General features: G+C 57.0%; 22 protein-coding genes and 1 tRNA gene. 18 read left to right on the plus strand and 5 right to left on the minus strand.

The window, feature by feature from the left end; all coding sequences use genetic code 11:
- The first annotated feature begins 6 nt into the window (after positions 1 to 6).
- From HUO12_RS11550 to HUO12_RS11575, 6 genes are all read left to right on the plus strand, one after another.
- Complete coding sequence (locus HUO12_RS11550; protein ID WP_176273741.1) at positions 7 to 1569, plus strand: peptide chain release factor 3; 1563 nt, start codon at positions 7 to 9, stop codon at positions 1567 to 1569.
- 37 nt (positions 1570 to 1606) lie between these two features.
- Positions 1607 to 2485 carry an alpha/beta fold hydrolase gene (locus tag HUO12_RS11555; RefSeq protein ID WP_176273742.1) on the plus strand — a complete coding sequence of 293 codons (879 nt, stop codon included), beginning with the start codon at positions 1607 to 1609 and terminating at the stop codon, positions 2483 to 2485.
- A 16-nt stretch (positions 2486 to 2501) separates the two neighbouring features.
- Positions 2502 to 3059, plus strand: coding sequence for a pyridoxamine 5'-phosphate oxidase family protein (locus HUO12_RS11560; RefSeq protein ID WP_176273743.1), 558 nt, complete (start codon positions 2502 to 2504; stop codon positions 3057 to 3059).
- 20 nt (positions 3060 to 3079) lie between these two features.
- Positions 3080 to 3781, plus strand: a complete 702-nt coding sequence (locus tag HUO12_RS11565) for an endonuclease/exonuclease/phosphatase family protein (protein WP_176273744.1) — start codon at positions 3080 to 3082, stop codon at positions 3779 to 3781.
- Positions 3782 to 3959: 178 nt separating this feature from the next.
- Positions 3960 to 4298, plus strand: coding sequence for a P-II family nitrogen regulator (locus HUO12_RS11570; RefSeq protein ID WP_176273745.1), 339 nt, complete (start codon positions 3960 to 3962; stop codon positions 4296 to 4298).
- Between the two features lie 17 nt (positions 4299 to 4315).
- Complete coding sequence (locus tag HUO12_RS11575; RefSeq protein WP_176273746.1) at positions 4316 to 5692, plus strand: ammonium transporter family protein; 1377 nt, start codon at positions 4316 to 4318, stop codon at positions 5690 to 5692.
- Between the two features lie 157 nt (positions 5693 to 5849).
- Here HUO12_RS11575 and HUO12_RS11580 read toward each other — a convergent pair whose 3' ends face one another.
- The gene (locus HUO12_RS11580) at positions 5850 to 6323 is read right to left on the minus strand and encodes a thermonuclease family protein (protein WP_176273747.1); all 474 of its coding nucleotides are present in this window, start codon (positions 6321 to 6323) and stop codon (positions 5850 to 5852) included.
- 139 nt (positions 6324 to 6462) lie between these two features.
- On the opposite strand from HUO12_RS11580, the gene HUO12_RS11585 reads away from it, so the two are divergent.
- From HUO12_RS11585 to HUO12_RS11620, 8 genes are all read left to right on the plus strand, one after another.
- Positions 6463 to 7341 (plus strand): sulfotransferase domain-containing protein, encoded by an 879-nt coding sequence (locus tag HUO12_RS11585; RefSeq protein WP_176273748.1) that lies wholly within the window; start codon positions 6463 to 6465, stop codon positions 7339 to 7341.
- A 65-nt stretch (positions 7342 to 7406) separates the two neighbouring features.
- The gene (gene argB / locus HUO12_RS11590) at positions 7407 to 8306 is read left to right on the plus strand and encodes an acetylglutamate kinase (RefSeq protein ID WP_176273749.1); all 900 of its coding nucleotides are present in this window, start codon (positions 7407 to 7409) and stop codon (positions 8304 to 8306) included.
- 81 nt (positions 8307 to 8387) lie between these two features.
- Positions 8388 to 8681: a YggT family protein gene (locus HUO12_RS11595; protein WP_176273750.1), complete on the plus strand. Its 294-nt coding sequence runs from the start codon at positions 8388 to 8390 to the stop codon at positions 8679 to 8681.
- Positions 8681 to 9574, plus strand: a complete 894-nt coding sequence (folD, locus tag HUO12_RS11600) for a bifunctional methylenetetrahydrofolate dehydrogenase/methenyltetrahydrofolate cyclohydrolase FolD (RefSeq protein WP_176273751.1) — start codon at positions 8681 to 8683, stop codon at positions 9572 to 9574. The genes HUO12_RS11595 and folD overlap by 1 nt, the downstream gene beginning before the upstream one ends.
- Complete coding sequence (locus HUO12_RS11605; RefSeq protein WP_176273752.1) at positions 9571 to 10332, plus strand: hypothetical protein; 762 nt, start codon at positions 9571 to 9573, stop codon at positions 10330 to 10332. Before folD ends, HUO12_RS11605 begins: the two co-directional genes overlap by 4 nt.
- Positions 10333 to 10349: 17 nt before the next feature.
- Positions 10350 to 10973, plus strand: coding sequence for a MarC family protein (locus HUO12_RS11610; RefSeq protein ID WP_176273753.1), 624 nt, complete (start codon positions 10350 to 10352; stop codon positions 10971 to 10973).
- 78 nt (positions 10974 to 11051) lie between these two features.
- On the plus strand, positions 11052 to 11549 hold the full coding sequence (locus tag HUO12_RS11615) for a hypothetical protein (RefSeq protein WP_176273754.1): 498 nt from the start codon (positions 11052 to 11054) through the stop codon (positions 11547 to 11549).
- Between the two features lie 317 nt (positions 11550 to 11866).
- Positions 11867 to 12928, plus strand: a complete 1062-nt coding sequence (locus tag HUO12_RS11620) for a serine hydrolase domain-containing protein (RefSeq protein WP_176273755.1) — start codon at positions 11867 to 11869, stop codon at positions 12926 to 12928.
- A gap of 3 nt (positions 12929 to 12931) precedes the next feature.
- On the opposite strand, the gene HUO12_RS11625 is transcribed toward HUO12_RS11620, so the two are convergent.
- Together HUO12_RS11625 and HUO12_RS11630 are read right to left on the minus strand one after the other, a co-directional pair.
- Positions 12932 to 13543, minus strand: a complete 612-nt coding sequence (locus HUO12_RS11625) for an LON peptidase substrate-binding domain-containing protein (protein WP_176273756.1) — start codon at positions 13541 to 13543, stop codon at positions 12932 to 12934.
- A 17-nt stretch (positions 13544 to 13560) separates the two neighbouring features.
- Complete coding sequence (locus tag HUO12_RS11630) at positions 13561 to 14484, minus strand: tetratricopeptide repeat protein (RefSeq protein ID WP_176274436.1); 924 nt, start codon at positions 14482 to 14484, stop codon at positions 13561 to 13563.
- Positions 14485 to 14741: 257 nt separating this feature from the next.
- Here HUO12_RS11630 and HUO12_RS11635 point away from each other — a divergent pair.
- Positions 14742 to 14816 (plus strand) — tRNA-Gly (locus tag HUO12_RS11635).
- Positions 14817 to 15111: 295 nt separating this feature from the next.
- Here the strand turns inward: HUO12_RS11635 and HUO12_RS11640 are convergent.
- Positions 15112 to 15516, minus strand: a complete 405-nt coding sequence (locus HUO12_RS11640) for a hypothetical protein (protein ID WP_176273757.1) — start codon at positions 15514 to 15516, stop codon at positions 15112 to 15114.
- A gap of 246 nt (positions 15517 to 15762) precedes the next feature.
- On the opposite strand from HUO12_RS11640, the gene HUO12_RS11645 reads away from it, so the two are divergent.
- From HUO12_RS11645 to HUO12_RS11655, 3 genes are all read left to right on the plus strand, one after another.
- Entirely contained in the window at positions 15763 to 18843 is a 3081-nt protein-coding gene (locus HUO12_RS11645) for a TonB-dependent receptor (protein ID WP_176273758.1), read from the plus strand.
- A gap of 195 nt (positions 18844 to 19038) precedes the next feature.
- The gene (locus HUO12_RS11650) at positions 19039 to 19242 is read left to right on the plus strand and encodes a FadR/GntR family transcriptional regulator (protein WP_176273759.1); all 204 of its coding nucleotides are present in this window, start codon (positions 19039 to 19041) and stop codon (positions 19240 to 19242) included.
- A 704-nt stretch (positions 19243 to 19946) separates the two neighbouring features.
- Positions 19947 to 22124, plus strand: a complete 2178-nt coding sequence (locus tag HUO12_RS11655) for a TonB-dependent receptor (RefSeq protein WP_332310410.1) — start codon at positions 19947 to 19949, stop codon at positions 22122 to 22124.
- Between the two features lie 60 nt (positions 22125 to 22184).
- Here the strand turns inward: HUO12_RS11655 and HUO12_RS11660 are convergent, their stop codons facing one another.
- Entirely contained in the window at positions 22185 to 23378 is a 1194-nt protein-coding gene (locus HUO12_RS11660; protein ID WP_176273760.1) for a saccharopine dehydrogenase family protein, read from the minus strand.
- Positions 23379 to 23455 lie beyond the last annotated feature (77 nt).

Genomic DNA, 23455 nt, shown 5'->3' on the forward strand with positions numbered 1-23455 from the left:
ACAGCCATGACCTCCGACAGGCGCACCTTCGCGATTATCTCGCACCCTGACGCGGGTAAAACCACACTTACCGAGAAGCTGCTGCTGACCGGAGGCGCGATCCATTTGGCGGGCGAAGTCAAAGCGCGCGGGGCGGCCCGGCGGGCACGCTCCGACTGGATGAAGATCGAGCAGCAGCGCGGTATCTCTGTTACCTCCAGCGTGATGACCTTCGAGCGTAATGGCATCACATTCAACCTGCTCGACACGCCAGGGCACGAGGATTTCTCCGAAGACACTTACCGCACGCTGACGGCCGTCGATTCCGCGATCATGGTGCTCGATGCCGCCGCCGGTATAGAGCCGCAGACGCTGAAACTGTTTGAGGTCTGCCGCCTGCGCTCAGTTCCGATCATCACCTTCATCAACAAGATCGACCGCGAAGGGCGCGATCCATACGAATTGCTCGACGAGATCGCGGACAAGCTCGCGCTCGACACCGCGCCGATGAGCTGGCCGGTCGGCATGGGCGGGCTGTTTGAAGGAGTCTATGATTTCGAAACCGGCGAACTCCATTTGCCTGAGGGCGATGGCAAGGAGTTTCGCGGGAAGACGATCAAGACCGAAGGTGCAGAGGACCCGGTGCTCGCGGATCATATTTCCGCTGAAGGGGTAGCGCGCATTGCCGAGGAAGGCCTGCTGGCACGCGAAGGCTATCCCCAATTCGATTTCGATGCTTATCGCAATGGTGATCTGACGCCGGTCTACTTCGGATCTGCCTTGAAACAATTCGGGGTCGAGGAAGTGATTGAGGCGATCGCCAAGTTCGCGCCGCCGCCGCGTCCGCAGCCCTCCGCTGACGGCGAGATTTCGCCCGAGCGTGACGAAGTCACCGGCTTCATCTTCAAGGTCCAGGCCAACATGGACCCCAACCACCGCGACCGGATTGCATTCATGCGGCAGGTTTCCGGCACCTTTAAGCGCGGCATGAAGTTGACCCCGTCAGGACTTGGCAAACCGATCGCAGTGCATTCGCCGATCCTGTTTTTTGCGCAGGACCGCGAGATTGCCGATACGGCAGAGGCGGGCGACATCATCGGTATTCCCAATCACGGTACTTTGCGCGTGGGCGATACGCTCAGCGAGAAGAACGAAGTGCGCTTCACCGGCTTGCCGAATTTTGCGCCGGAAATCCTGCGCCGCGTGCAACTGAGAGATCCGACCAAGACCAAGCAGCTTCGCAAGGCGCTCGACGATCTGTCGGAGGAAGGCGTGCTGCAGGTGTTCTATCCGGAGATCGGCGCGCAGTGGATTGTCGGGGTGGTGGGCCAGCTGCAATTGGATGTTCTCATCAGCCGCTTGTCTGCGGAGTATAAAGTCGAAGCAGGTCTTGAGGCTGCGCCTTTTGCCACCGCACGCTGGGTCAAAGGCGTGGGGCAAGCGCTCAAAAGCTTTGAGGAGTTCAACCGCGCGAACCTTGCGAAGGATCGCGATGGCGATCTCGTCTTCATGGCGAAGAGCCCGTGGGACGTGAACTATCAGGCGGAAAACAACCCCGACCTGACATTCTCGGCCACGAAAGAACGGTAGGCTTGCCCGCTGCATCACTTCGCGGCATGGGTTTCTCATGAGCAGAGGCCCGACAAAGCAGATCTTTATTAGCCAGCGGCTGAAACTCGCCTATTTTGACTGGGCGCAAACCAAAGCTGATCGCGAAAAGCCGACGCTCGTGCTCGTCCATGGCGGGCGCGACCATGCGAGGAGCTGGGACTGGACAGCTGAAGCGCTGTGTGAGGACTGGCGGGTGGTCGCGTTCGACCATCGCGGGCATGGTGACAGTGAGTGGGTGTCAGACGGAAACTACCGCGCGAATGATATGGTTTATGACTTGGCGCAGCTGGTGCATCAGCTGGGTGTTGGACCGGTCACAATCGTCAGCCATTCGATGGGCGGCAATGTTGCATTGCGCTATGCAGGCGTATTTCCGGACATGGTGAGAAAGATTGTCGCCATCGAGGGCGTCGGCCCCAGTCCGAAATGGCAGGCAGAGCGGCGCCAAACACCGTATTCAGAGCGTTTTGCCGAATGGATCGGGAAGAAGCGCGCTGCCTCAGGCCGGACCCCGCGCAAGTACAAATCCATTGAAGATGCCTTCGCGCGGATGATCGAAGAAAACTCATATTTGACCGAGGAACAGGCGCGCCATCTGACTATCCACGGCATCAACCGTAATGAAGACGGGACATACAGCTGGAAATTCGATCCGCACCTCAATGTCTGGGGTGTCGAAGATATCGCAGACGAATTTCTTCAGCAGATCTGGGGCGCAATCACCGCACCGACCTTGTTGCTCTATGGCGCAGACAGTTGGGCTTCCAATCCGGAAAAAGACGGACGCATAGCTCACTTCAATAATGCCGAAGTGATCGAGTTTGAGAAAGCGGGCCACTGGCTTCACCACGACCAGTTCGATCGGTTCATCCAGACCCTTCGCGATTTTCTCTAAGGCAGGAGCTTTTCTGATGGCTGACTTTTTTGACGCGCTTGAGGAAAAGCATGTCGCGATGATCTCAAAGCAGCCGGTGTTCTTTGTCGCGACTGCAGCGGCAGATGCGCGGATCAATCTTAGTCCCAAGGGCTATGATGCATTTCGTGTGCTTTCACCCACTCAAGTTGCCTATCTAGATCTCGGTGGTTCAGGCAATGAGACCCATGCGCACCTGTCGGCGGATGGCCGCATCACTATCATGTTCTGCGAGTTCAATCGCCCTGCGCTAATCTTGCGCATTTACGGCAAGGGCCGTCCGGTTCTGCCGAAGGATGATGAGTGGGATGGGCTGGTCGGCCACTTCACATTGCTTCCCGGAACACGGCAAATCTTCGTGATCGATATCGAGAGCATCCAGACCAGTTGCGGCTGGGGCGTACCGTTCATGGAATACAAGGATGAGCGCCACACTCTGAAGAAAGCGCATGCGCAGTTCGATCCGGATGAGTGGGTTGCGAAGTATCAGGCCCGCAAGCAAAGCATTGACGGCTTGCCGACGCGGCCGACCGATCGCTTCTTCGCAGGCGACTAAAGCGGCAGCGGAGCGCTTTTGTGGAGCTCACCTTTGCGACCTATAACATCCACAAGGCCGTTGGTGTGGACGGTCGGCGCGATGCGGACCGCATCATGCGTGTTCTGCGCGAAGTGGATGCGGATGTCATTGCATTGCAGGAGGCCGATCTACGGTTTGGCTCCCGCGCAAGTGTGCTCCCACGCGCAATGCTCGATGACACGCCTTGGCTGCCGGTCCCCGTCGCAAAACGCCGCCGCAGTCTGGGATGGCATGGCAATGCCCTGCTGGTTCGGCGTAAGTTCCAAATCCTCGCGGCAGGCGCGCTTGACTTGCCAACGCTTGAGCCGCGCGGCGCTGTATTCGGCGAGATCAGCGCAGGCGCGCATCGCTTCCGGGTGCTTGGTACACATCTCGATCTGTCAGGTCTGAGGCGGCGCGATCAGATCCGCGCATTGATTGACTGGAATGCGGAGCGCGAAGAACGCTTGCCAACGGTTCTGATGGGCGACTTTAATCAATGGGGCAGGCTGACCGGAGCGATGCGCGAGTTCGGGATGAGCTGGCAACAACTTGCTCCAGGACCCAGCTATCCCGCTCAGCGGCCTATCGCGCGGCTCGACAGGATTGTGACGACGCCGGATTGGAGTTGGGTGGGTGGAGACGTCCACCACAGCACCACTGCCGCGCAGGCCTCAGACCATTTGCCAGTGTTTGCAAAGCTTGGCCTGCCTAAAAAATAATCACAAGCCCAAATATTAGGCAGTAACTCCACCGGTGTGGCCGGTAATTTCTCGTTAACTTCTGGATTCCCTTACGTCAGCTGAAATTGGCACAGCTCTTGCTGATGCGGGACTCGCTGTAAAGCGAAGCCGGGTGTCGCTGAAAGACCAAAGGCCCGAAACCAATAAGGGGGCACGGATGAAGTTCATCATCGCCATAATAAAACCGTTCAAGCTCGACGACGTTCGCGAAGCCCTGGGTGGCATCGGCGTTGCGGGTATGACCGTATCGGAAGTGAAGGGGTTTGGCCGCCAGAAAGGCCAGACAGAGATTTACCGCGGCGCGGAATATTCCACGAATATGCTGCCAAAGGTGAAAATCGAAGTCGCTGTGAGTGACGATATCGCCGCTCAGGTGGTCGAAACCATTCAGACGACTGCCAGAACGGATGCCATCGGGGATGGCAAGATTTTCGTGCTCGACCTCGCCACTGCAACCCGCATTCGCACCGGTGAGACCGGCGAAACTGCGCTGTGATCCAGGGGACTTCACTGATGAACCGCAAAACTCTTTCCTATGCTGCGCTGGCCACCGGTCTCGTGGCTCTGGCGCAGCCGGCACTCGCCGCCGCGCCTGTCGCTGAAGCGGCTGAGGCTGTCGCAGAAGTTGCAGAGGCCGCCGCGCCTGCTGCTGACGCTGTCTCGCCCGGCACCGCTTACATTTTCAACACGCTGCTGTTCCTGATTGGCGGCTTCCTCGTGATGTGGATGGCCGCTGGCTTTGCCATGCTTGAAGCTGGCCTTGTCCGCGCAAAGAACACATCGACGCAGTGCATCAAGAATATCGGCCTCTATTCGATTGCCGGCCTGATGTTCTGGGTGATCGGCTATTCGATCGCTTATCCCGGCTTTGCTGAAGGCTCGCTCGGTCTCTTCGGTGTCGGCGGCTTCCCGTACGACATGCAAGGCGTCGGCGAAGCGGACACGGAAACCGGCTATTCCGTCGCATCCGACTGGTTCTTCCAGATGGTCTTCTGCGCAACGACCGCTTCTATCGTGTCCGGCACCGTTGCCGAGCGCGTGAAGATCGTACCGTTCTTCTTGTTCGTCGTTGTGCTCTGCGGCTTCATCTACCCGACTGTTGTCAGCTGGGAGTGGGGCGGTGGCTATCTCGATAGCGTACACGGTTTCTCTGACTTTGCTGGTTCGACGCTGGTTCACTCAACCGGTGGCTGGGCAGCGCTTGTCGGTGCTCTCATCATCGGGCCGCGCCTCGGTCGCTACGGCGCAGACGGCAAGGTCAACGTCTTTCCAGGCGCGAACATTCCGCTTGCAACCTTGGGTACGTTTATCCTTTGGCTTGGCTGGTTCGGCTTCAACGGCGCATCGCAGCTCGCGATGGGCACGGTTGGCGATGTTTCCGACGTTTCGAAGATCTTTGTGAACACGAACATGGCAGCTGCTGCCGGTGTGGTCGTCGCGATCGTCGCAACGCTGATCCGCTACAAGAAGGCTGACATTACCATGGCGCTCAATGGCGCGCTAGCCGGCTTGGTTGCTATCACTGCTGAACCGCTTGCTCCGACCGTAACAGGTGCGATCATCATCGGCGGTATCGGCGGCCTTCTCCCGGTCATCTTCGTTCCGATCCTCGACAAGCTGAAGATCGACGATGTTGTCGGCGCGATCCCGGTTCACCTGGTTGCTGGTATCTGGGGCACCATGATCGTTCCGCTCTATGGCGACGCGACCTATATGGGCCAGCTCGTTGGCGTCCTGCTCACCGCAGTCTTCGTCAGCATCGCCAGCGCCATCGTCTGGTTCGCTCTCAAGGCCACCATCGGTGTTCGTCCGAGCGAAGAGGAAGAGATGTCAGGTCTCGATCACGCGGAAATCGGGGTGGAAGCCTATCCCGAATTCGCCCGGACTTAAATTTAACCAGTTTGGCGGGGAGAGATTTCTTCTCCTCTCCCCTCTCCCCGCCTCACCTCGTTCCTCCTGCGAACGAACACCTGGAACGGGCCGAAGCTCTAAGAGCTTCGGCCCCTTTTTTATGTGCTGTTGGAGAGGATTGGCTTGAGGCGCGACCCTAGTCGCACCAGTCGCGCCATTCCCAAGGACCATCGCCTGAGGCTAGCTTCTTCTCGATCATGTGGTCAGCGAGATTTTCCACTGTGCCATCCTTATTGACCCGGCGAACTGCGCGCAGCTCGCGGCCATACTGGTCGCGTGGAGCTGAAGCACCGCCGTCCCATTCAAACGGCCCGCGATTAAGCCAGCTTTTGAGTTCCCGCTGCGCTAAAATGGCTTTTGTTTTCTCCGCCTGACATGCCCCGGCGATCTCCGGCGCATCAAAGCCGGTTAATCTGATCCGCCTGGCATTCTGGCCATAGCCGATAGTCACTGTGTCACCGTCGCTCACGCAGTGGAAGGGTCGGCCTCGCTCGCCACACGTCCCGAATTGCGTGCCTATTGTGCTCCAGTCTTGCGGAGCGATACGCGGGCCAAAGACATACCATGCACCGACCAGCCCGATCGCCAGCACCGGCGTCGTCCAGCGCATCCAATGGCTCCTGCGCTTGCGGTACTTCCAACGCGCCACGCGATCCTCTTGCATTGCAGTTGCAGTCAGGCAGACTTGCCCGATTGCGCATGACCTGCCAATCCTTGGGCTGGGACGCGTCAACAGGGGACTTGAAAGCATGGCAGGACGCGCGCGAACCATCGAAGAATTCATCGCCAATATGGGCGCGGGGGCGCAATTGCCTGCGCCTGATTACAAACCCTATGAGCCGCAAGACGGCGACGTCTTCATCACCTGTTGGGCGAAAAGCGGCACGACCTTCATGCAGCAAATGTTCCATCAATTACGCACGGGCGGCGACATGGACTTTGACGACATCAGCCGGGTTGTGCCGTGGGACGATACCGGCGCGCTGTGCAATTTCGATATGACCGCGCCGCAAAACGCTGATCCGCGCGGTTTCAAGTCTCACCGGGACTATGAGCGGCTGCCTGCGGGTATGCGCTATGTTGTGACACTGCGCGATCCGAAGGAGACCTTTGTCTCATTCTATCGCTTCATGGATGGTTGGCATATCGAACCCGGCGCAATTGCGATGGAGGAGTTCCTGCCTGTCTGGATGTCCGGCGGGCCGGGCGGGTGCGATTATTTCACGCATTTACTGAGCTGGTATGCGCGACGGAAAGAACCCGACACGCTTTTGTCGACCTATCGTTGGGCGGTGAAGAATAAGCGCGCCATGATCGAGCGGATGGCTAAATTCATCGGGGTGGAGCTGACACAAGAGCTTGCGGACCTCGTTGACGAGCGGACTACGCGGGCGTTCATGGTCGAGCACATGGACAAGTTCGATGATGCGATGGTCGCACAAGCGCTGGAGGAGAAAGTCGGCATTCCCGCAGCAAGCGACTCCACCAAAGTCCAGGCAGAAGGCAGCGATGCGAAGACTGTCCCGGCAGCGATTGCAGCAGAGATCGATGCCATGTGGACGGAGCGCGTTTTTCCAGCGACGGGTCATGCTGACTTTGCTTCGCTTGCAGCTGAGGTCGATGCCTAGCTCTTCTCTTCCCTGAAACGCACTTAGCCGCTAAGCGCGCTTAAAGACAGCAGGACAAATGCGCCATGAGCGACAGCAGCGACAAGACCACCCTTGCCAAAGCCGAAGTGCTGATCGAAGCGCTGCCATACTTCCAGCGTTATGCGGGCCGCACTTTCGTGGTGAAGTATGGCGGGCACGCGATGGGCAACCCCGATGCCGCGCGCGACTTTGCGGAAGACATCGTGCTGCTCAAAGCAGTCGGCATCAACCCCGTGGTCGTTCACGGCGGGGGGCCGCAAATCGGTGCGATGCTGGAGAAACTGGGCGTTGAAAGCACTTTTGTCGATGGCCTACGGGTCACCGATGCGGCCACCGCTGAAGTCGCAGAGATGGTCCTGTCGGGTGCGATCAACAAGCAGCTCGTTAGCTGGATCGCGGGTGCGGGCGGCAAGGCTATCGGTATTTCCGGCAAGGATGGCGGCCTCGTCACAGCCACCAAGGCGGAGCGCACCACGCGCGATCCGGAAAGCAATATCGAGAAAGCAGTGGATCTCGGATTTGTCGGCGAGCCGTCGACTGTCGATACTACAGTGATCGACACCGCGGTCGCCTCCGGCATGATCCCGATCATCGCTCCGATCGCTGCGGGCGCAGATGGCGAGACCTACAACATCAATGCAGACACGATGGCGGGTGCCATTGCTTCGGCGCTAGGTGCAGCCAGATTATTCCTGCTGACCGATGTGGCGGGTGTCATGAGCAAGGAAGGCAAACTGCTGACGGATCTCACGCCAGATGACATCGCGAAGCTCAAGGAGGACGGGACTATTTCTGGCGGCATGATCCCCAAGCTCGAAACCTGCGTCTCAGCGGTGGAGGCTGGCTGCGAAGCAGCAGTTGTGCTTGACGGGCGGGTCGGCCATGCGATGCTGCTCGAATTCTTCACAGCCCGCGGTGCCGGCACGCTGATCCGACAGGGGTAGCCCAGCAAGACGGGATCAAACTCTGGCCTTTACCGTATTATCTCTGTAATACGGCGCCAATCACATCAAGACAGGTTCGCAATGCAAGCTCTTTACACTCTTTACGACATCATCGCGATGCTCACCAATGTGCTGGTGATGCTGATCATCATCCAGTTCATTATCGGGCTGTTGTTTGCGTTTAACGTGGTCAATCAATCGAACGATTTCCTGATGGCATTCTATAATTCGATCAATCGTTTGCTCGACCCGCTCTTGCGACCGATCCGCAATCTGATGCCCAGCACCGGAGCGATCGATTTCAGTCCGCTCGTGTTGATTATCGTCTTGAACATCATCCTGATCGTTCTTTCTGGCATAATCCGGAGCGTCTAGTGACAGCCACGCGAATTGACGGGAAGGCGTTCGCTGCGCGTCTGCGCGAACGTGTAGGCGAATATGCTGCGAGCTTTGAAGAGGCCGCTGGCCGCAAGGCTGGCCTTGCAGTGGTTCTGGTCGGTGATGACCCCGCAAGCCAGGTCTATGTCGGCAGCAAGGGCAAGGCGACGTTGGCCGCGAATATGGCGAGCTTTGAGCACCGCTTGCCCGCAGACACTTCCTCTGAAGACCTGCTCGCATTGGTTGAACAGCTCAATCAGGATGAGAGCGTAGACGGTATTCTCGTCCAGCTACCATTGCCGGATCATCTCGACGAGCAATCGATCATTTCCGCGATCAGTCCTGACAAGGATGTCGATGGCTTCCACGTCATCAATGCAGGCCGCCTTTCAGTCGGGCAGAGCGGTTTTGTGCCCTGCACGCCGCTGGGCTGCATGATGCTGCTGACAGACCGGTTAGGCGACCTATCCGGCCTGGAAGCGGTCGTCATTGGCCGCTCCAACATCGTCGGAAAGCCGATGGCGCAGCTGCTGCTTGATGCCAACGCAACCGTCACGATCGCCCATAGCCGCACCAAGGATCTGCCCTCCGTGGTTAAGCGCGCAGACATCGTCGTTGCCGCAGTCGGTAGGGCTGAGATGGTAAAAGCCGAATGGCTCAAGGAAGGCGCAACGGTGATCGATGTCGGGATCAACCGCTTGCCGCCGGAGCCGGGCAAAGAGAAAGGCAAGCTTGTGGGCGATGTCGCGTACAACGAAGCGAGCGAAGTGGCGGCGGCGATCACGCCTGTACCTGGCGGCGTCGGGCCGATGACAATCGCGGTACTCTTGCGCAACACGCTCGTCGCTGCGCATCGCAATGCCGGCCTCACGCCTCCGGAAGACCTTTGAAGCGTTTAGCGCTCCTGATCGGCCTTGCCGCCACGCTCGCCGCTTGCGGCCAGCAGCGTCCGCGCATTCCCGACAGCGTCATCAATCGCGCGCTCGCAGGCGCTCCGGGTGAAGCCCAGCCCAGCGAAGTCGTGAAGGCAGAGCTGGAGTTTGCGCGCGCGGCCCGCGACACCGGCCAGTGGACCGCGTTCCGCTCTTTCGCAGCACCCGGCGCGATCATCCACGGCCGCAATGGGCCGATTGTAGCTGACCCGTGGCTCGCGAGCCAGTCGAACCCAGAGAAGGCGGTACAATGGGAGCCTCGTGCAGTCTGGATGAGCTGCGACGGGGCGCTGGCTGTCAGCTCAGGCCGTTTCGTCGATCCTGAAGGACTTGTCGGAACCTATGTGACCGTGTGGGAGCGGCAGAGCGACCGGTCCTACAAGTGGACTTACGACATTGCCGCTCCGGACAACCCGCAGCCGCCCGCCCGTCAACCACTTCCGGATTTGGGTCCGGAAGACATCGTAGTCACGCGCATGGACTCGATCCGCGGCCTCGTCGCGCATTGCCCGCGCTCAGGCGAGGATGTGCCCGCGGCGCCTGCCGTCACCATCACCGATGATGCGTCGCAAGGCGGCAAGATGTCACGCGATGGGACGCTGCGCTGGCGCTGGGAGCATAACGGCCCGGGCGAGCGGCGCGTGGTGGTCGACTGGCTAACACCCGGAAAATGGGAAACGGGCCTCGATCAGGCTCTTCCCGCGCCGGAAGAATAAGATTAGAGGGCCGGTCCATGACCGAGCTTTTCATCTCTGCCTTTATCACGCTGTTCGTAGTGATTGACCCGCCCGGCTGTGCGCCTATCTATGCGGGCCTCACCAAGGGTGCGACGCAAAAGCAGCGCACTTCTATGGCTTTGCGGGCAAGCGCCATTGCGACAGTCATCCTGTTGTTCTTTGCTCTGCTGGGCGAGGAATTGCTCGACGCGCTCCATATCGAGCTCGACAGCTTCCGCATCGCAGGCGGCTTCATGCTGTTCTGGATCGCATTCGAGATGGTGTTCGAGAAGCGTCAGCAGCGCCGCGAGGAACGCGCCAACAAAGTCGCCGCAACACCCGAAGTCGAAGACGTTTCCGTCTTTCCCATGGCTATGCCGATGCTGGCAGGTCCGGGCGCGATTGCCGCGATCATGCTGCTAATGAATGAAGCGGACACGACAGAGGAAACGCTGGTGGTGCTTGGTGCTCTGGGCGCAGTGCTGTTGATCACAGCGATTGCTCTGGTGGCGGCGGGACCGCTGATCAAGCTGCTCGGCGACCGCGTCGAAGCGGTCATCACGCGCCTGCTGGGCGTGCTGCTCGCAGCGCTTGCCGCGCAATATGTGATCGACGGGCTGAAAGGCAGCTTCGGGATTTGAGGGTGCTGCGGGCGTCTGTGTTGGATGCCCGCTAACGACCCAATTGCGGACGTTCGTGCATTCTGCGATCATCCTTCAATGCTCAAACCAATTTTCATCTCATTGCTCGCGTTGTTCTCGGTTGCGAACATCGGTCAGCAAGGCTGGGATGATCGCACAGCATTCATTTATGCGACGGTCGAACACTCCGAATGGTGTCCTGCCGGCAATGTCCAGCTAGACCTTCGAACTGGCGAGTTTGTCCTGACGGAGCGTGCTGATCGAGAAAACTGTCAGGACCCGGATATTGAGAGGCCAAGCCGAAAGGGAAACTTGAAAACGAATGACCTGCAAGCGTTGCGTAGAGCATTCGATCTAGCTCAACGCGAAGGGCTTGAAGCGAAAATTTGCCAAGAGGGCGGCAAGCCAGACTACATCATCATTTCAAATGGCGGTTTGCCAACTTTGGTCGTGACCACTGGTTCAGCTACGGAACATGCTCCTGATAGACTTGAGTGCTGGAGCAAACCCGCGACGGCGTTGCACGATTTGCTGGAACCGATTTTCGATCCATACAGGGATGAACTCAGTAATTAGCCCTGCGTCCGTTTCCCACCCCATTTCCAGACATTTCCTACTTTATGTGCGTTGCGTAAGTTGGGAGCGCATCTTTGAATACCTCGATCACCCCTCGCATGAGCGGGGAAATGCTCATTGGAGTTTTGAAAAAATAGGAAAAGTGTCAACTTTGTTGGAAAGGCAAAAAACGGCGGAATTCTTAGGGATTGAGGCCGATTTAGCGAAGTTGACAGGTGTCAACTTTGTCAACTTTGTTGGAAGGACTTCGGGAAGTGCTTTGCATGGCGAATTTACCGCTCGGTTCGGGGCCGGTTCAGGCTTGAGGCGCGATCCATATGTCCATGCTTAAGCGCTTTCTCGCATCGGCTTTCCTGATGGTATACGCAAACATAACCTCTGCGGCGCAAGCCCAGCCGCTGCCTGACTGGAGCCTTGCCGAACTAGAGGCCGCAATTGCCGACAAGGAGCTTGGCAAAATCCGCGCTGTCGCAATCGAGCAAGCAGGCGAAGCGGTCTATCGAAAGCGCTTCGATGACGAGCCAATGGGCGATCCGGTTGATATCAAGTCCGCGGGTAAGTCGATTACAGCGATTGCTGTCGGCATGGCGATCGATGACGGCGCGTTGTCAGGCATCGATGCAAAAGTGTGGCCGCTCTTGGGATCAAGCCGAGGCGATGCGGCTGCAGATATCACGGTTGCAGACCTGCTCGGCATGTCGTCAGCGCTCGATTGCAACGATTGGGAGCGCAAGTCTCCCGGTCAGGAAGAAAAGATGTACCGCCGCCGTGTCTGGCGCGATTTCGCGCTCGATCTGCCTTTGCGCGAATTTGCTCGCGATGCTGACGGGGATGGGCCGTTTTCCTACTGCACGGCCGGCGTGTTCCTGCTGGGCCAGGTGGTTCAAGAAGCCACGGGCGAACGCTTCGATGCCTACGTCCAGCGGCGATTGTTCGATCCGCTCGGCATTGATGGCGCGATCTGGCGCAAGTCCAGGTCCGGAGAGATCCAGTCAGGTGGCCAGCTTACGATCTCTGACGACGCCTTGCTCAAGATCGGGCGGCTAGTGCTGGGCAAAGGCCAGTGGCAAGGCGAGCAGCTCGTCTCTGAGGACTGGATCAAGCACATGCTGACAACGCGGCATCAGCTTGGCGAGCATGTCTATTACAGCAATCTGTGGTGGTCGATTCCGCTGCGCGCTGGCGGGGGATATACCGGCGCGGTCATGATGAAAGGCAATGGCGGCAATATGGTCGCGCTCGTTCCTGCCTATGACGCGGTGCTTGTTGTACAGACAGAGAATTACAACAAGAAAGACGCAGAGCGGTACGCCTTTACGGCCATGACGACTTTGCTTGGTAGCCTCGAGCCGGCAGCGCAGTCTGCGGCAAAGCCGTAGCGCTCATTGCAGCGTGATGATCTCTTCATCGCCATCGGTGCGGCCGTAAAACTGCATCAACTGGATGAGCAGCTCGCAACGTGCGTTCAGCGTCTCGGCTTCTAGCAGTGCCTGCTTACTTGCAGGGTCAAAAGGAGCGATCTGAGACACGCCGTTGATCAGCGAATGGTCATCAAGCCGTTCAACGGATTCCCAATCGACCCGGTAGCCCTGACGATCCGCAAATTTGCGCGCTTGCTGCTCGAACCCCGCGCGTTCAATCGGAGAAAGCACCGCGCTGCCATTGTCTTCGAGCAGCTCCGCCTCGACTTGGCGGAAGCTGGTCGCGACATCCAGTTCCTTGACCATCCGGAATCGCGATTTGCCTTCAAGAATGAGATTGTAGCGGCCATCATCCATCGCTTCGATCTCGCCGATCTTGCCCACGCAGCCGACGGAATAGAGCGGTGCGCCTTCGCGCGATTGCTGCGGCTGGATCATCGCAATCTGGCGGTCTCTGACCAGCGCGTCACCAACCAGCTCGCGGTAACGTGGCTCGAAAATGTGCAGCGGCAATTGCAATCCGGGAAACAGGATCGCACCAGGCAAGGGGAAGATGGAAAGGCGAGTCGACATCAAGCGCTCAGTATGGCCTATCCGAAAAGAATTTTCGACAGGCGCCGACGCATGGTGACGACCCATTCGTCTTCCAGCCCCACCGCTTCAAAGATCTGCAGCAGTTTGGCTCTCGCTGCGCTGTCGTTCCACTCGCGATCCCTTTCGACCATAGCCAGCAGCGTATCTGCCGCTTCATCGCGCGCGCCGGCAGCAAACGCGGCTTCGGCAAAGGCGAGCTGCTTGTCCATATCCTCAGGGTTCGCCTGCGCATCAGCGCGAAGAGCAGACAGTTCGCTGTCATCAACCTGATTGTCGGCAAGTTCGATTGCACTGGCAGCTGCTATGATCGCAGGATCGTCAGCGAGCGCTGGATTTTGCTTGATCGCTTTGAGCGCAGCTTTCGCTTCCGCAAGATGCCCTGCCGCGATCAGCGCACGCAGCAGACCTGCTTGCGCGGGGGCATTGTCGGGTGCCATATCAATAACTTGCGCAAAGATACCCGCTGCACGTTCAGCATCCCCTCCAGAAAGCACATCTTCACCCATCGCGATGAATTGCTCGATGTCCAGCTGCTGCGCTGCCGCAGCGTCACCACCCGCACCCGGTTGAACAGGCAGCTGGCCGAGGATCTGGTCCAGCATCTGCTTGAGCTGGGACTCTGTTCGGGCATTGGTCAGGTCAGCAACCGGCTGTCCTTGAAACATAGCATAAACAGTCGGGATCGATTTGACTTGGAATTGAGCGGCGATGAACTTCTCTTCATCGACATTGACCTTGGCAAGGATCACGCCCTTGTCGGCATATTCAGCAGCGACTTTCTCCAGCACAGGCGTGAGCGCTTTGCAGGGTCCGCACCATTCTGCCCAGAAGTCGAGGATCACGAGGCTCGACATGGATGGTTCGACCACCGTCTGACGGAAACGGTCGACCGCTTTTTGCTCTTCGAGATTAAGACCCATGCTGGCCACGTGTGAAGCTCCTTGATGAAGCGGATCGGCTGATGGACCCACTGTTTGAATGCATGAGCCACCATGTGGGTCCGCAGGCGGGTATGTAAAGAGCGGAAAAGGGGAGTCCTGCTCCTGATCGCAGCCTTCTTCGCGCAATTGCGCGTTTTGATGCAATTTTGCGCTTGCGGGGTACGAAAGGCGCTGCTAATCGCGCCGCCTCCCCAGCGAAAAGAGCGCTTAGCGCCTTCGCTAGCGAGCGTCAGTGAGCGGGCGTAGCTCAGGGGTAGAGCACAACCTTGCCAAGGTTGGGGTCGGGCGTTCGAATCGCCTCGCCCGCTCCATTTTTCAAAGACTTACAGCCGATCTCTGTGTTTTCCATGAGAAAGACATGAAAAACGCGGTGTGGGAACGGCTCGCGAATAGCGCAATTTGGCTCAGATTGCCCACCGACACGCTCGAGCTTTTCGACGAAAATCGAGAAGTGCTGAATGACCGTGTTCTTTTTGGCTAACATTCGCAGCCAGGCTGCAAGACAATCGAATATTTAGGCGGCACGACAATTGCCTTGGAAATTGAATGGCTAATTCGTGGCTGTTTACGACCGAAGGCTCAGCGATTTACCATTCACTGTCCTTCTCAAAATTTCGCTTTGCGCTTTCTAATCACTTCGGCAAGCATCGCGGTTAGTTGCGCATCATCATATTCCACTTTCTTCTCGCCAAGCCCCCGGACCAACTCAGCTTGCCCGGTGGCTGGCCCAGTGCCGTAGCTCATTGGTGTCCTTAGCATTTCTTCATGGCCGATATTTTGCGACCATGCCTTGATCCATTCAATCGCCATGACCGCCGTGCTACGGCAATGAAAATTTTTATCGTAAGTGAACTGACATCTGCAATTGGGGGCGGGAAAGTCGGCTGCTGCTTTAGGCGGTCGGGCAGTTAGGCGCTTTGTCCAGTTGAACCACAAAGCTTCCGGCAACCGATATTCCGAACAGCCCGGCAGTTCGGAATATTGCGCATGTCGAGCAAGCTGATGAAGCACCAACCTCAAGACATTGAAACATGAGCAGTTAGTGCTTGGCCTCTTTCGAGAACATGACCGATCTAGTTTGTACTGCCAAATTGGTATGACAGAATTTTCAGATTGGGCATACATGATGGATTGACAAAAAAATATACCAATCTACTCTTCAGTGCAATAATAAGCGAATTTAGCGGGAGAGAACTGATGGGGTATCGACTCGAGTCGTGGTGCGGCTTCGTACGCAAGCAACAGATTATCGCTGGAATGTTGACTGGGTCAGCAATTGCTCTGATCCCAGGCGCAGCCTTGGCTCAGGATAATGCGAACGATGGATCTGCTATCGACAATAGCGAAGAGAACACAATTGTCGTCACGGGTATACGGAGCTCGCTAGCAAGCGCGCTGAACGAGAAGCGCAACGCTGATAGCCTGATAGAAGTGATTCAAGCGGAAGATATTGGCAAGCTTCCTGACCAAAACTTGGCAGAAGTGCTTGAGAATATCACAGGTGTTCAGATCACGCGTGAGAACGGTGTTGGTACCGGCGTCCAAATCCGAGGTACGGATAGCAACCGACTTGAAATCAACGGCATTACTACCGTTGGCGCTGGTAATGGTCGAGGCGGCATAAACTTTGAAGACTTGAATCCGGCTATCATCGCGGGCGTCGAAGTCATCAAGGCGCCAGAGGCGTCGACTATTGAAGGTTCTGTTGGCGGCACGATCAACTTGAAGACTATTCGGCCGCTCGATTTGACGGATACTCTCCTAAGCGTACGCGGGCAGCTTGAAGACAGTAGCCTATCATCCGGTGGATTGGACCCAAGGTTGTCGGCTGCTTTTGGCAAGACATGGGAGACATCAGACGGACGCAGGTTTGGTTTCGTCTTGAGCGGCAGCTATACTGAGTCAACCAACACAGCTTTTCGTCCGCGCCTCGATCGCGATAATCTAACAGACTGTACGGGCGACACTCCTCCGACCTCTTGTCCAGCTGGGGCCACAGGCTTCCTTGGGGTTCAGTTCTTGAATCAGGTTCAAGAAACGCAGAACTTCGAGACTTTTAATATCGCAGGCTCAATTGAAGGCGAAGTGACCGACAGGCTTACTCTGTTTGCGGATTATATTTACACCGATCAGACCCGGCGACTCGCGGGATCGAGAGTTCAGTTTTCTAATGTTAGCCGGTTGAACGGTGCGAGCGATGCAAGCGGCACCGGTGCCAATATCAATTTCACGGACTTTGAGACTTTTGATCTAGGGACCGATGCAATTGGCCAAGACCTTGGCAGCATTCTAGCTGTTACGGCTGGCACTTTCACACCCTATCAAGCGTCGGACTTTGCAACTCTCGATGACTTCAGAAATGCCGGCCGCGGTGCGCCATTCTTGCGCGTATCAAGTGACAACGGCTCACGCCTTACGACAAGCGATGTTTTCAGGGCTGGCGGTAATTGGGAAGGCGAACGGCTGACTGTAGCCGCTGAATTCTCGCGGGTAACAGCAGACACGGTCAATCCCAACCTGTCTTCGACCCTGAATTTCATCAACCCCAACTCCGATATTGCCCCGAACAACTCAGCTGGCACGAGCTTCAGGGATGAAAACGGCATTCCGATCATATTCGACTTCAGAGATGGGATTTCCTTCGGCATCAATTTTGCAGATCCATTTGCTCCAACTCCTGACCAACTGCTCGATGGAAGCAATTATGTGCTTGATGGCACGCCTACATACTCCGCAAATGTCCAGGAGAATGCGGAAAACGCATTCCGGATTGATGCCTCTTACGACCTCGCCGGCGCGGTCGGCTTCATCACCTCTTTTGATGCGGGCTATCGCTACAGCAAGCGCACAACCCTGAGAGACAACAGGCAAGCTTCACGGAGTGGTTCAAGCTCGCTAGCTGGTAGTCTCAACGCGGGCGGTATCGCAGATCTCCTCACGACAATCCCTGATAATTTCGGGGATGGCACGGGCAGCGATCTGTTCGTTTCGGGTGTATTGCACCTTGATCCTACGAATGGTGCGAACCCGGAAGATACCGTGGCTGCAATCAATGCCGCCGCCGCTGTTCAGGGACTTGGACCAATATTCACCTCGGACCTTGAGTCGATTGCGGGTGACTTCTTTGACATCACGGAAGAAACGCATGCCCTGTATGGGCAAGTTAACTTTGCGACCGAGGATGGACGGTTTCGCGGGAATGCCGGCTTGCGCTGGGTAGACACTTCGATTTCGTCGACAGCTAATGTTCTGGGTAATGGCGTTCCTACCCTCAATACCGTAAACAGTGGCTATGATCATTTCTTGCCGCGAGTGAACCTCGCCTTTGAAGCAACAGACGACATAGTTCTACGGGCATCGTTCTCCAAGGAGATCAATCGCCCCGGGTTCGTAAGCATCTCGTCCGCGCTGGAACTTCCGGATGCAGGCGGCGTCAACAGCAACGCCGTAGCCGGGAATCCCGATCTTCGACCGGAAGAAGTTACCTCTTATGATGTGTCTGCGAGTTGGTACTTTGCGCCTGAGGCCGTGATCAGCATTGGCTATTTCCGCAAAGAGCGTGATGGACTGTTTGGTGTCAACGTTGACGAACCAGGCGGCCCGGGTGATCCGGGCGTCAACGCCCCAAACACCCGCGACACAGTCGGTCCGGACTGCGAGGGCGGCGGGATTTTCTCCCCACTAACCGAAGCGGGCATTTTCGGTAACGGCGAAACAGGGGTCTGTGTCGGCCTGCAAGCGCCATTCAACTCAGACGGGACAACCACTCAGGAAGGTGTTGAAGTCGCGTTCCAGTATAATCTGAGCGATTGGGAAGACAGGCTGGGCAGCTTTGGATGGCTCTCCGGTCTTGGCCTTGTTGCGAACTACACCTACCAAACGGAAAGCAACAATTCCGGTTTTACTGACATTGCTGGTTCGCGCGCTCAAGCAGTCTTCGCTTCGCTGGGTTTCGACCCAGCCGTGAATCCGGTGCAGCGTGAGACCGCAACTTTGCTGAACCTTTCAAAGCACGCCTACAACCTTACAGCCTATTATGAAAAATATGGTTTGTCTGCGCGTGTGCGCTACACATGGCGTGATACGTTCAGAACAGATGATCTGCCCGGTACAGGCAACGTCTTTGAACCGCTTGGCTTCCGAGGCGCTGTCGAACCTCGAGGGCAGCTAAACGCTGGCATTAGCTACGACATCACTGATCAGATCAACGTTGGGGTGGAGGGAACTAATCTGACTAAATCTAGTCAAAACATCTCTTGCGTGAATGATGGTGCATTGCTTTGCTACGAGGGTATCACCGACCGTCGAATTCAATTTGGTGTTCGATTCACTCTTTGAGCGAGCTTCGTTTTGGACGACACGAACTGCCGAGTGTGTGATAGCTTGTGTTCAGCGCGCACTTGAGGGCGATAGGCCGGCTGCCGCCAACGAAGGAACTTGGCGGCAGCTAGCAGCGCCAGAAAGTTATGGGGCTCAATTAGAAGCAGGATTAGTTACCTAGCAATCGTCATTTCGTTTGGAGCCGGGCCAGATATGCGACGCAAGCGGCTGTTTGAGACAGTGGCAGAAAAGATTTCCGGACTGATCGACGAAGGTGTCTACGCGTCGGGCACTCGCTGGCCCAGCGAGCGAGAACTTGCCGAGAAGCTTGGCGTGAGCAGAGTTTCTGTCCGAGAGGCTGCAGTTGCCCTTCATGCGATTGGACGTCTGGAAACCAAGGTAGGGCTCGGCGCTTAAATAGTTGAAAAAGAACCAGCAAAAAGCGACCACCTGTCAAACGCGAGCGCATTTGAGGTCACGGAAGCAATGATGCTCGTAGAATCCGAAGCCGCTACACTCGCGGCGTAAATCAGTTCCGATGAATCGATTGCCAAGCTTAGCGATCTGATTGCGCTCATGCAGTCAGGGAAATCGGAAAGTACTGACAGACCTGACGAACGGTTTCATCTCGCCGTTGCAGAAGGGTCTCTACATGTCCCCATCGTACATACCATTTGATCGCTTTGGCGAATGCCTGGGGATCTTTGGAAGGATAAGACGATTTATCGGGCCGGATGTAATTACGATCGTTGTGCGCGGAGGGTAGAGCACCGTGGCCAGTTGGCTTTCCATAATCGCCCAGCGATATTTGCGAATTGTGTTCTGTGTCGGAAACATAGGCGCGCGCGAGCCAAGTGCCTCTCTTACCCTTCTTCGAATCGCCTCGCCCGCTCCATTCCCACATTTTCGTTGAACGTGACGAACTTATAAGCCAGCGCCCGGTTCGCCTTGAGCATTTTGTGTCATAAATGCCGCAAGCTGGCACCTGAATGCGGCTTCAGCCCTCTACAACTCACATTCCTAAGAGTTTGGGGTTGCTATCTGGCCAACACTCGCTACCTGCATGATACATTGTTACATTGTAATGTTATTACGTTCTCTGGAATCGGGAAGGCCTCTTCGTGAAACGCTACACATCGCACTGCGCTATCGCTGCTATGCTTACTGCATCAATCGCCGCAACGCCTGCTTTTGCAAATGAGACTTCAGCGGGAGTAGCAGTCTCATCTGATGAGCAGCCAGAAGAGCGTGCGGCTGCGCGAGAAGAAGCGCGGGAAAGCGATCCTCACTATCGCGGAGACATCATTGTTGCGGCAGAAGCCCTGCAGCAGCTTGATTTCATCGGCGGACAAGATGTCGTGGAACTTGACGAGATCCAGCGCGATCTCAACGGCCAGCTCGGCGATCTTCTGATCAAGCTGCCGGGTGTTTCAGCGACTAGCTTCACTCCGGGTGCTTCGCGTCCGATCCTGCGCGGCCTTGATGGCGAGCGGGTACGCGTCCTTGTCGACGGGCTCGGCACAGCGGATGTCGGCAACACTTCAGCCGACCATGCGACAACGATAGATCCTCTCACTACTGAGCGTGTGGAGGTTCTACGCGGTCCTGCAGCGCTGTTGTATGGCAGCCAGGCAATCGGCGGCGTCGTCAATGTCATCGACCGCCGTATTCCGGTAGCGATCCCTGAAGATGGCTTCCACGTTGAAGCACTGGCTGCGGTCGATACCGCCACTGATCTGCGCAGTGGCGGGGCATCGCTTGACTTCGGGCTTGGCGAAAATGTCGTGTTCAACATTGGCGGGTCGTTCCGTGAAACAGATGATGTCGAAATTCCAGGCTTCCAGCTGTCTGACGATTTGCGTGCGGACTTGCTTGCCGATGCGGAAGAGGAAGAAGGCGAAGGCGAGTTTGAAGAAGCAGAAGAGCTTCGTGAGGCTGCCAATCAGAAAGGTTTCATTCCAAACAGCGCGACCGAAACCTGGACTGCTCATGGCGGCGTAGGCCTGTTCTTCGGCGACTCGCGCGTCGGCGCGTCTGTATCTTATTATGATACTGACTACGGCCTGGTAGGAAACCCTGAAGGCGGACACGCTCACGGTGAAGAGGGTGAAGGCGAGGAAGAAGAGGAAGAGGGCGAGGAAATCGTCACGATTGGCCTGGAACAGCTTCGCGTCGATGTGCTCGGTGATTTTGCATTAGGCGAGGGCTTCCTTTCGCGCTTGAAGGTTCGGGCCGGCTATTCCGATTACACCCATACCGAGTTTGAAGGCCCGGAAGTCGGCACTGTTTACGATACCGAGACCTTCGAAGCGCGCGCAGAGCTCGTCCAGAATGGCGGAGGCGTGATCGGCGTTCAATTCAAGTCGCGCGACTTTGCGGCGGCTGGCGAGGAAGCGTTTGTCGCGCCTAACGACACCACGCAGCTTGCGCTATTCACCGTCCAGGAAATCGAGCTGTCAGAAAGGCTCCAGCTTGAAGCAGCTGGCCGGTATGAGATGGTCGATGTCGAGTCTGATGTAGTCGGCGTAGAGCGAAGCTTCGATCTGTTCTCCGGTGCGCTTTCGCTTGTCACAGAGCTTGGCGAAGGGGTCCGGGCCGGTATCACGGGCTCGCGTTCCGAGCGAGCTCCGGCGGGCGAAGAGCTGTTTGCAGACGGGCCTCATATCGCAACGCAGCAGTTCGAGATTGGCGATGTCGATCTCGACACAGAGACCGCTTGGGGACTCGAAGCCTTTGTTCGCGGTGACATCGGCGATGCAAGTTTCGGCGCGTCGGTATTCTACCAGGACTTCGACAGCTTCATCTATCTCAATGCCACCGGCGAAGAGGAAGATGAGCTTCCGGTCTTCGTCTATCTGCAAGACGATGCCAAGTTCTTCGGGTTCGAGGCTGATCTCAACATGCCGATCGTCCAAACAGACAGCTTTGACCTGATCGCTGACCTTCGCGCATCCTATGTTGATGCCGATCTTGATGCGGAAGGCGGTCTTCCGCGTATTCCTCCTGTCAGTCTGCTCGGCGCGCTTGAAGCCCAGTTCACGTCCCTTGATGTGCGCGGTGAAGTCCAGTGGTTCGGCTCGCAAGATGATGTGGCGGAGTTCGAAACGGAAACAGACTCCTTCGCTTTCACGAACCTCTATGTTTCATGGCGTCCGCTGAAGGACAATCCCGGCGTGGTGGTCCAGCTTGCCGGCGAGAACCTGTTCGATGTGACCGGCCGTCGCCATTCCAGCTTCACGAAAGAATTCGTGCCGCTGACCGGTCGCAATGTCCGGGCAAGCGTGCGGCTTAGCTTCTAGAGCTTGCGGAAGAGCGCCTTCGTCCGCCCCCCATTTCGAGCGGAGGCGCTCACCGCATCCTTAATTCTCTGCTGCGAAACTCAGCTCTGCGTGCTCTTCAAGCCGCTTGACGAGGTCTTCCCCGAGGAACGAGCCTGGCGTTCCAATGCCGCCGGGCTTGTCACATGAGAGCAAAGCAATCCCGGTTTCACTCAGCATCCTGCTGGTCGAGCCATAGCCCGGATCATATTTGCCTTTGACGCCGTAATGCAGCTTCTCGCCATTGGGCAGATCGGCCACAAACAGCACATCGTAAAAGCCGTTTTCGCGCTCTTCCTTGCTTGGACCTTCACCCGGCTTGGGCGGCTTTGCCCCGAACGGATTTTTCATCATCTCCGCGACTGCATTCGCCGCTGCCTTGCCTGCATCGCCGGGGCTCGTCAGCATCATTTCGTCATAAACAAAGTCTTCGCCATAGGGATGGCCGAGCAGGAAGTTGGTGCGGTGGACGTTCTTGGTGTTGATCGGCGCCATCACGAATGGCGCGGCCCATTTACCGAGGTCGCTTTCATAACCCGGCACCATGCCCGAGGGTTGGCTTGGCCCTTCAAATCCCGGGGTCAGGCCGAAGGAGCTGCGAAGGATATTGATGATCTTGGGATTGGTAGCCGCAGCTTTCATCGTTGCAGTAAGGCTCGCGGCCGTCCCGCCAGAGAACGTCCCTTGCATCGCGCGCACGCGGCCGCGAATGCGCGGCGAGGGCTTGCCGGTGCGCTTTTCGACTTCCTTTTGAGTCATCAACACGCCCAAGTCGAAGGGAATGGAATCAAAACCTGAGGAGAAGCAGATCCGCGCGCCGCTCTTTTTCGCGGCCTCTGCATGCTTGTCGATCTGCTCGCGCATCCATGCTGGCTCACCGCACAGATCCGCATAGTCGGTGCCGGTTTTCACACAGGCTTCGACCAGCGCATCGCCATAAAGCTGGTACGGGCCCACCGTGGTGAGGATCACCTTCGCGCGGCGGCACATGGCTTCCAGGCTTGCCAGGTCGTCAGCATCGGCCACCACGAGCGGCGTCGAGGCCGGCGCGCCAATCTCATCGCGCACGCTTTCCAGCTTTTCCAGACTACGCCCTGCCATTGCCCATGTGGGTCCGTCATCGCGCCCGCCATAATGGTTGCTGAGATATTCAGCGACCAGACGTCCTGTGTAGCCGGTCGAGCCATAGACAATTATGTCGAATTCGCGGGATTTGTCAGCCGTATCTTTAGACATGGGGGGTTATCTCCTTTGCGCTTGCTCCATGCGCTTGAGGCTCCGCAGAGTCAAAGACGTTACGGAAAGGACGCTGC

This window comes from Altererythrobacter lutimaris (assembly GCF_013371495.1).
Classification (GTDB): Bacteria; Pseudomonadota; Alphaproteobacteria; order Sphingomonadales; family Sphingomonadaceae; genus Erythrobacter; species Erythrobacter lutimaris_A.

What these genes read in the sequence shown, in the direction of transcription:
- argB (WP_176273749.1), top strand. Translation starts at nt 7,407, where the DNA reads ATGAGCGACAGCAGCGACAAGACCACCCTTGCCAAAGCCGAAGTGCTG.
- HUO12_RS11610 (WP_176273753.1), top strand. Translation starts at nt 10,350, where the DNA reads ATGACCGAGCTTTTCATCTCTGCCTTTATCACGCTGTTCGTAGTGATT.
- HUO12_RS11560 (WP_176273743.1), top strand. Translation starts at nt 2,502, where the DNA reads ATGGCTGACTTTTTTGACGCGCTTGAGGAAAAGCATGTCGCGATGATC.
- HUO12_RS11550 (WP_176273741.1), top strand. Translation starts at nt 7, where the DNA reads ATGACCTCCGACAGGCGCACCTTCGCGATTATCTCGCACCCTGACGCG.
- HUO12_RS11620 (WP_176273755.1), top strand. Translation starts at nt 11,867, where the DNA reads ATGTCCATGCTTAAGCGCTTTCTCGCATCGGCTTTCCTGATGGTATAC.
- HUO12_RS11650 (WP_176273759.1), top strand. Translation starts at nt 19,039, where the DNA reads ATGCGACGCAAGCGGCTGTTTGAGACAGTGGCAGAAAAGATTTCCGGA.
- HUO12_RS11630 (WP_176274436.1), bottom strand. Translation starts at nt 14,484, where the DNA reads ATGGGTCTTAATCTCGAAGAGCAAAAAGCGGTCGACCGTTTCCGTCAG.
- HUO12_RS11615 (WP_176273754.1), top strand. Translation starts at nt 11,052, where the DNA reads ATGCTCAAACCAATTTTCATCTCATTGCTCGCGTTGTTCTCGGTTGCG.
- HUO12_RS11660 (WP_176273760.1), bottom strand. Translation starts at nt 23,378, where the DNA reads ATGTCTAAAGATACGGCTGACAAATCCCGCGAATTCGACATAATTGTC.
- HUO12_RS11580 (WP_176273747.1), bottom strand. Translation starts at nt 6,323, where the DNA reads ATGCGCTGGACGACGCCGGTGCTGGCGATCGGGCTGGTCGGTGCATGG.
- HUO12_RS11555 (WP_176273742.1), top strand. Translation starts at nt 1,607, where the DNA reads ATGAGCAGAGGCCCGACAAAGCAGATCTTTATTAGCCAGCGGCTGAAA.
- HUO12_RS11645 (WP_176273758.1), top strand. Translation starts at nt 15,763, where the DNA reads ATGTTGACTGGGTCAGCAATTGCTCTGATCCCAGGCGCAGCCTTGGCT.
- HUO12_RS11575 (WP_176273746.1), top strand. Translation starts at nt 4,316, where the DNA reads ATGAACCGCAAAACTCTTTCCTATGCTGCGCTGGCCACCGGTCTCGTG.
- HUO12_RS11595 (WP_176273750.1), top strand. Translation starts at nt 8,388, where the DNA reads ATGCAAGCTCTTTACACTCTTTACGACATCATCGCGATGCTCACCAAT.
- HUO12_RS11585 (WP_176273748.1), top strand. Translation starts at nt 6,463, where the DNA reads ATGGCAGGACGCGCGCGAACCATCGAAGAATTCATCGCCAATATGGGC.
- HUO12_RS11625 (WP_176273756.1), bottom strand. Translation starts at nt 13,543, where the DNA reads ATGTCGACTCGCCTTTCCATCTTCCCCTTGCCTGGTGCGATCCTGTTT.
- HUO12_RS11570 (WP_176273745.1), top strand. Translation starts at nt 3,960, where the DNA reads ATGAAGTTCATCATCGCCATAATAAAACCGTTCAAGCTCGACGACGTT.